Origin of the sequence: Hyalangium sp. (assembly GCF_035629615.1) — a bacterium.
In the GTDB taxonomy this organism is placed as follows: domain Bacteria; phylum Myxococcota; class Myxococcia; order Myxococcales; family Myxococcaceae; genus Hyalangium.
The window spans coordinates 1-6779 of record NZ_DASPHO010000547.1 but is presented as its reverse complement, the minus strand read 5'-3'; the positions used below and the strand labels follow the sequence as shown (position 1 = coordinate 6779).

Genomic DNA, 6779 nt, shown 5'->3' with positions numbered 1-6779 from the left:
GCCGCTGCTGCTGGTGGACCGTGAGCGGGTGATGCACTGAAGAAGCACGAAGGGCCCGGCCCCTCGCCAGAGGAGACCGGGCCCTGTGTCACGCCGTGAGGCGTGGGGGGGTTACTGCGAGAAGCCCTCGAGCAGGTAGTGGGCCTCGATGCGCTTGAGCGCGAGGATCATCGCGGCGCAGCGCGGGTCCACCGTCTTGCCGATGCAGTAAGCGCGGCTGTCGTGCATCTCCGTCTTGCGCGGCTGGTTGCGGGAGATGTCGCGGATGATGCGGTAGTTGCGCTTCATCGCCTTCTCGAGGCGCTGATCCACCTCGGTCTCGCTCCAGCGCTCCATGCGCTTGTTCTGGATCCACTCGTAGTAGCTCACCGTCACGCCGCCGGCGTTGGCGATGATGTCCGGGATCAGATCGATGCCGCGCTTCTGGAGGACGCGATCGGCCTCGGGGGTGGTGGGGCCGTTGGCGCCCTCGGCGATGAGCTTCACCTTGAGCCGCTCGGCCACGTCCGCGGTGATCTCGCCCCCGAGCGCCGCGGGGAAGAGGATGTCGGCCTGGATGTCCCAGAGGTCCTTCTTCTCGATCCGCTGGGCGCCGGGGAAGCCGGCCACGCTGCGCTTGAGGTTCTTCGGATCGCTGACGTAGGCGGTGAGCGCGGCCACGTCGATGCCGTCCCCGTTGTAGATGGTTCCGTCGGCGTCGTTGACGGCCAGCAGGCGGGCGCCCATGTGGGCGAGGATGGCGGCGCCGTGGCTGCCCACGTTGCCGAAGCCCTGGAGGGTGAACGTCTTGCCCTTCACGGACTCGCCGCGGTCGGCGTAGTAGTCCTCGATGCAGTAGGCGACGCCCTGACCGGTGGCCTTGGCGCGGCCCTCGGAGCCGCCGATGCGCACGTCCTTGCCGGTGACGATGCCGCGCAGGTTGTGGCGCTCGCGCTCACCGTCCGAGAACTGGCGGTACATGAGGGCCATGATCTCCCCGTTGGTGCCCACGTCCGGGGCGGGGATGTCGATGTTGGGCCCGATGAGGCTCTTGAGCTTGTACATGAAGCGCAGGGTGATGTTCTCCAGCTCCTCCCGGCCGTACTGGCGCGGATCGATCTGGATGCCACCCTTGCCGCCGCCGAAGGGCACCTCCGAGATGGCCGTCTTCCAGGTCATCTCCGCGGCCAGGGCCTTGAAGAGGTCCAGGGAGACCTCGCGGTGGTAGCGGATGCCGCCCTTGTAGGGGCCGCGGGCCTGGTTGTGCTGGACGCGGTAGGCCTTGAAGCGCTGGGACTCGCCGGGGACGAGCTGGTAGACGCCGCCATCCGGCAGGCGCAGGTGGCCGCGGCGGATGGAGACGTCCGAGCCCAGGAGGGCGCGGCCATTGAGGAGGATCTTCCCGTCGGCAAGGCGCTCGAGCCCGTCCGGGTTGCGGACCTGGGTGACGGACAGATCGGCGAAGGCCTTGGCCTCCTCGGGGGCGAGGGGGACCAGGCGGTCCTTCAGCTTGGTGGTGACGTAGAAGATGTGCTCGTAGTCAGGCTCTTCCAGCTCCAGCCGGACGCGCTTGTCGAGACCGATGAGATCGGCGGCGCGGTGGAAGATCTCCATCGCCTCCGTGTAGATGGTCCGCTTGGGAGAGGGCGCGGGGGCGCGCATGAAGTTCTCTTCGCTAGCCATATGCTGCTGCTCCTTGCGTGAGGCGAAGGGGGTTCAGCCGAGGCCCTTATGCTCACAGGGCCCCAGGGGAATCAACCCGCGCTGGGTACGAGTTCCGTCCAAAACTAATGGAATCTCAAGCACTTAGCCGACGCAGTGTGTCACGAAGGACCTTACGACCGGTCGGTAGGGAGGCAGGCTCGAAACAAAGCCGTTGCCCCTCCTGGGGGTGCGTGGTATTCGCCCGCGCCACATCCTGCCGACATAGCTCAGTTGGTAGAGCAACTGATTCGTAATCAGTAGGTCTCCGGTTCAAATCCGGATGTCGGCTCCAGAAAAAACAAGTACTTGAGGGCCGGTTGCGAGAGCAGCCGGCCCTTTTTATTAGCCCTGTTGGGGAATCTGTTGGGTAACGCTACCCAACACCCCGCGGGGAGAAGTCGTGACGTCGAAGCGTCGAGGCGGGTTCAGGGGCAGTTGGGCCGGGGGTGAGATCTACTGGAAGGACCTGGGGGAGCCCGAGGCTCCATCGGACGCAGCCGGGCCGGAGGCGGACAGCGGTACCGCCGGAACCAAGGGCAAGCGAGGCCGGAAGCCCAATGGGCCGAGCGGGCCGACGTACTACGTCTCCAAGATGGTGAACGGCCGCCGGTACAAGGTTTCGACCGGGGCCGACAACCTCAAGGACGCGCTCCACGAACTGGACCGCTTCATGGCGGACCCCGAGGGTTACCGATCACCGGCTGAGCGGCGCCCGGAACGCGCGCTGACCATCCGCTTGAACGCGGAGACGGCCGCCCAGTTCCTCACGTGGAGCCGGGACGAGAAGAAGAACAGCCCGAAGTGGGTCCACGAGCAGAAGGTGTACCTAGCTTGGTGGCAGGAGGTGCTCGACTCGGTCGACCTGCGGGAACTGCGCATCGAGCGCATCCTGGAGGTACTGAACGGGACGAAGTGCCGGGCGCCGAAGATCGCGGTCATGAAGAGCCTCTACGGCTACCTGCGCAAGAACGGCTTCCGTGACGCGGAGGGCGGGGTGCACCGGTTGGCTGCCGATGAAGACCCGACCCTGCACCATCTCACCGTGCCGCAGGCGAAGGCGGCGCAGACGCGGCGAAGCAAGGTCGTCCCCAAGGAGGACTTCCTGAAGGCACTGGCTCACACGGCGCCGCCGTATCAGGACGCCCTGAAGGTGCTCGGGACGTGTGGGTGGCACACGACGGAGCTCGAGCGCTTCATCGCCGACGGCAATGTCGAGGGCGATGTCCTCACGATTCCGCGCCACAAGTCCGGGCACGTTCACCGGACCCGCGTGAGCGTGGAGGTCGCGGAGGCGGCCCGGCGACTCCGCGAGCACGGGCCCGTGGGCTTCTGGCGACTGCTGGGGGCCGTGGAGCGCGCGTGCAAGGCCGCAGACGTCAAGGTCTTCACGCCCGCGAACCTCCGGCACAGCGTGGCCCATTGGGCCGTGGAGGCCGGCGCCACCATCGAGCAGGTGGGCGACTACCTGGGACACCGTGACTCGCGCACGACGGCGCGCTTCTACACGACGCTCGCCGTGCCCGTGCGGGTGCCCACCCTCTTCTAATTCTAATATGGCTACGTCGATGCACAGGACATCGGAGAGGGTCATGGCACGGCGGGGCGCAACATTCATACGGCAACTTCGCTGCCACAGTCTCTTCTACGCTCGTGACCTGGCGAGTGGCGCGAGACAGCTATGTCGCAGCCAGCTTGTCCTTGAATTCTGCGACACCAAGCCGAATGACCAGACACTGCTGCTCTGCTTCATGAATCCCGGCGCCAGTTCTCCGAGGGATCCGGCCGCCGTCGCGAGCATCCCCATTGTCACCCACGCGAGTCAGCTCTCCGCGCTGGGCGCCTGGCTGCCGACGATCCCCGATGCCACGCACGCGCAGACCGTCCTGCTGATGGAAGCGCTCGATTGCTGGCGCGCTGTCGTCGTGAACCTCTCCGATGTCTGCGAGGTGGACAGCAACGCGCTCTGCACGCGCGTGGACGCCCTCGCGAGCAACACGCCCCGCTGGGACTCCCTCTTCCACGCCCCGCGTCATACCGAGCTGGACAATCTGCTGGCGGACGGACTCTACGTCGCCATGATCGGCGGCTGGGGCACCCTGAAAAAACAGGCGTGCCTACGGGATGCGGCCGGCGAGGTCTGCGCCCGTTTCCAGGGCATCGTCGGAGCACCGGCCAGATCGAGATCTCAGAAATTGGGTCTCCTCCACCCGCGGCCGACCGCTAACGGCGGGCCGAAGTGGCGTTACTACGGGCTGTGGCGCCAAGTCGTGGCATCGAAACTGAACCTCTCCCAACCGGACCAGGCTACGCTCAAAGCCAAGCGCACGATCGACTTGCTCGTGGACAAGGACCGCATCTGGACCCCTATCGGGAGCGATAGGCTCACCATCGACCTGACCTTCGCGGACTTACCTGAAGGGGATTAGAAGTCCAGGTCCCGGATATCCGGGCTCGTGGCGGGGCGTGGGCGCCGCCGCTGGCGCGTCTTCCTGGCTCGGGACGACGGCACCGGGGCGGGAATGGTCGGGGCGGACGGCTGCGGTTCGCCCCGGCGGTCCGGCTTCGTGAACCGTTCGATTTCAGCGGCCGGAATGCGGAGCCTACCGCTGGTCTCCACCGTCCGGAGCTGTCCCGTGCGGATGAGCTTCGCGAGGGTGGTGTTCCGGTCTACGCCCAGGCGCCGCGCGGCCTCCCGCAGGCTGAGGAGCTGCGCGTTCGGGATGGGGGGCTGATGCGGAGGGCTGGGCTCACGTTCCTGGGTGAGCGCACCGGCGATGATTGTGAGGGCTGCCTTGATCTCCCTGAGTTCTTCGCGGATGCCCTCGATGGTCGAGAGCATGGCACTGCGACTTGACGACACGACATCACGCACGCGCTGGCACGAAGCGCGTCCAACGAAGTGTCGATCCGTCCATCGTGGCGTTGCACCGCGAGGACCGACGGTTCTTCAGGGGGCACCCTGCATGTGCAGGCGTGTGGCTCCCCGTTCAGCTTTCTACTGCCATGTGTCGAGGCCGGCTTGGTGGCCTTCCTCAAGCTGATGAGTTCGCGGGTCCTGGCCCGTTGCCGCCAGGAGAAGCCGCGGCCCGTTTCTACGGGCCCTCGGGTGGTCTCATGCACTGCGTGGCAGCTCGCTGTCAATGCCACCTGCTTGAGGCCAAAAAAGAGCCAGGCCCGTAACCACGGTCGGCTCCTCTTCTCGTGCTGATCAGCCTTCTCGGCGCGCAGCGATCTCTTTCTCGCCCTCCGCCATGTGCAGCTCGCGCGTGTGGTAGGCAACTCGCTGATCATGCGTCCACACGCGAAGGCGGATGTCCGGATCTTCTTCTGGACTCAAGGGACCAGTGGCGTTGTGGGGCATCAGAACCCTGAGGGGGTCCGCTGATCCCCGCAAGACGCGCTGGACCTGTGCCAAGCGCCCATGAACCAAGCCCAGAACCGCTACGACAGCAGGAGGGATTCGCTTGGCCGCTTCGGACGTGAAGACCGCATCCTCCGCAAGAGCATCGGTGATCAGAACCACGCCGTCGACGGCTCGGCCAATGAAGCCCAGCTCGGCGGCGATGCTGACGAACTGCGTGGAATCATCCTCCGTGGAAGGTAGCGTCTCGTCCTTCGGTGAGGCGGGCGCAGGTGTAGGGGGAGTAGGTGATGAGGGAGCGGGCGCTGCGGTACGAGCCTTCTTACGAGGCCTTGCCATACGGAACTCTCCTTCCCAGCGTGTGGGGGGATGGTGGGGACGGGCACGTCGGCATGAGGCCGATACAGCCCGTGGGGAGCCTCCTCGTGTGAAAGAGGGGTGCACCCTGTGGCTTATACCCAGGCCGAGACACGATCTTTGGACGCTGCTGGGCTTGGGCCGGCAGAGCCTTGGGAGTTCAGAGGGGAGAGTCCCCTGTACCTTCGTGGTCCGGTGGCAGGGGGTTGAACTCCTCCTGGGTCCTGGTGTATCAGGAGCTGTTTCATTGTTTCACGCCAAGTAGTACCCAGCCTTTGTTCGCCGCTCGTCGGCGAGCCGCCAATGCCAAATCCGGTCGCTCACAAGCGCTTCAGCGCCTGTGACGGCCTCAATACCTAGACGCGAGTCGCCCTATGGCGCTCCTGCGTCGCATTGATGTTGCTCCGCCGCAAGGCAGGGCAGAACGGCTGTTTATGTCTAAATCGAAGAAGGGCTCGCGCCCTGGCGCCACCAGGGAGCGCAAGAAGGGGAAGCTCACGGGGGAGATGAACCCTGAGCTCCAGGAGGCGCTGGAGGAGCTGAGCAAGCTCTTTGCCGAAAGTGACACTGCGGATGCCCAAGCGCAGTACCGCATTGGCTGCGTGGTGCGCGACGTGATGGATGCTCCGAATAAATACAGGGAGGGGAGCGTCAAGCGCTTGGCGAGCAAGCTGGGACGGGACGAGAAGAGCCTCTACCACCGTGCCGACGTGGCGAGGGCATGGAGCCCGGACGATTACACGAAGCTGCTCGCCAGGAGGAACCGCAAAGGCGATCCATTGCGGTTCTACATCCTTGTCGCGATTGCATCCGTAGGGAACCGGCAGGACCGGGAGCAGCTCATTGAGGAAGCGCTGGATCAGTGCCTCACCGTCAATGGCGTCCGCAGCCGCGTTAAGGAACTGCTGACTCCCACCGCCGAGACGCCTCCTAAAGCACCTGAGAAGGGAGACCAGGGAGGGGGGAGCGCTGCTGAGGATCCTGTCGCACAGAAGCTCGCCGAGCTGCTGGCGCAGGCGAAGCGGATGCGCGGTGAGTGGACAGAGGCGGAGAAGGCGCTCGTCGGGCTGGAGGATGAGGTCGCTACGCCCGAGGCTGCGGCGCTCCGGAACAAGGCGGCTGAGGAACTGCGGGCGCTTAGCCAGCTGCTCTTGGCGGATGCGGCGCGACTGGATGCTGCGTCCGGGAGCGTCCCCAGCCCTTTGCAGCAGTCGCGGAGCGAGGCATCCGGGGATGGGTATCCGCTGCACGAACCCCGTCTGGCATGAGGCTGGAGAGCCGCGCAGAGTGGGGCGATGGACGTGAGGCCCTCACAGCCAGAGCTATCGGGACGATCCGTTCGCCGCAGCCTCCTGTTCCGGCACCGGGAGGAGAGGCG

At 65.6% G+C, this 6779-nt stretch carries 6 protein-coding genes and 1 tRNA gene; 5 read left to right on the top strand and 2 right to left on the bottom strand.

Annotated features, from left to right (window positions below; all coding sequences use genetic code 11):
- Positions 1 to 111 precede the first annotated feature (111 nt).
- Entirely contained in the window at positions 112 to 1662 is a 1551-nt protein-coding gene (locus tag VD972_RS27870) for a Glu/Leu/Phe/Val dehydrogenase (RefSeq protein WP_324991788.1), read from the bottom strand.
- Between the two features lie 237 nt (positions 1663 to 1899).
- Between VD972_RS27870 and VD972_RS27865 the strand changes: the two genes are divergently transcribed.
- The 3 genes from VD972_RS27865 (at position 1900) to VD972_RS27855 (ending at position 4109) form a co-directional block, all read left to right on the top strand.
- Positions 1900 to 1975 (top strand) — tRNA-Thr (locus VD972_RS27865).
- 108 nt (positions 1976 to 2083) lie between these two features.
- Entirely contained in the window at positions 2084 to 3229 is a 1146-nt protein-coding gene (locus VD972_RS27860) for a site-specific integrase (protein WP_324991787.1), read from the top strand.
- Between the two features lie 43 nt (positions 3230 to 3272).
- The gene (locus tag VD972_RS27855) at positions 3273 to 4109 is read left to right on the top strand and encodes a hypothetical protein (RefSeq protein WP_324991786.1); all 837 of its coding nucleotides are present in this window, start codon (positions 3273 to 3275) and stop codon (positions 4107 to 4109) included.
- Here VD972_RS27855 and VD972_RS27850 read toward each other — a convergent pair.
- Positions 4106 to 4522, bottom strand: a complete 417-nt coding sequence (locus tag VD972_RS27850; RefSeq protein WP_324991785.1) for a helix-turn-helix domain-containing protein — start codon at positions 4520 to 4522, stop codon at positions 4106 to 4108. The two genes, VD972_RS27855 and VD972_RS27850, sit on opposite strands and share 4 nt — an antisense overlap.
- A 582-nt stretch (positions 4523 to 5104) precedes the next feature.
- Between VD972_RS27850 and VD972_RS27845 the strand changes: the two genes are divergently transcribed.
- Positions 5105 to 5287, top strand: coding sequence for a hypothetical protein (locus VD972_RS27845; protein WP_324991784.1), 183 nt, complete (start codon positions 5105 to 5107; stop codon positions 5285 to 5287).
- A gap of 719 nt (positions 5288 to 6006) precedes the next feature.
- Complete coding sequence (locus tag VD972_RS27840) at positions 6007 to 6669, top strand: hypothetical protein (protein ID WP_324991783.1); 663 nt, start codon at positions 6007 to 6009, stop codon at positions 6667 to 6669.
- Positions 6670 to 6779: the final 110 nt, after the last annotated feature.

Excerpts from the sequence above, each read along its gene's own strand:
- VD972_RS27870 (WP_324991788.1), bottom strand. The coding sequence starts at position 1,662 with ATGGCTAGCGAAGAGAACTTCATGCGCGCCCCCGCGCCCTCTCCCAAG.
- VD972_RS27855 (WP_324991786.1), top strand. The coding sequence starts at position 3,273 with ATGGCACGGCGGGGCGCAACATTCATACGGCAACTTCGCTGCCACAGT.
- VD972_RS27850 (WP_324991785.1), bottom strand. The coding sequence starts at position 4,522 with ATGCTCTCGACCATCGAGGGCATCCGCGAAGAACTCAGGGAGATCAAG.
- VD972_RS27845 (WP_324991784.1), top strand. The coding sequence starts at position 5,105 with ATGAACCAAGCCCAGAACCGCTACGACAGCAGGAGGGATTCGCTTGGC.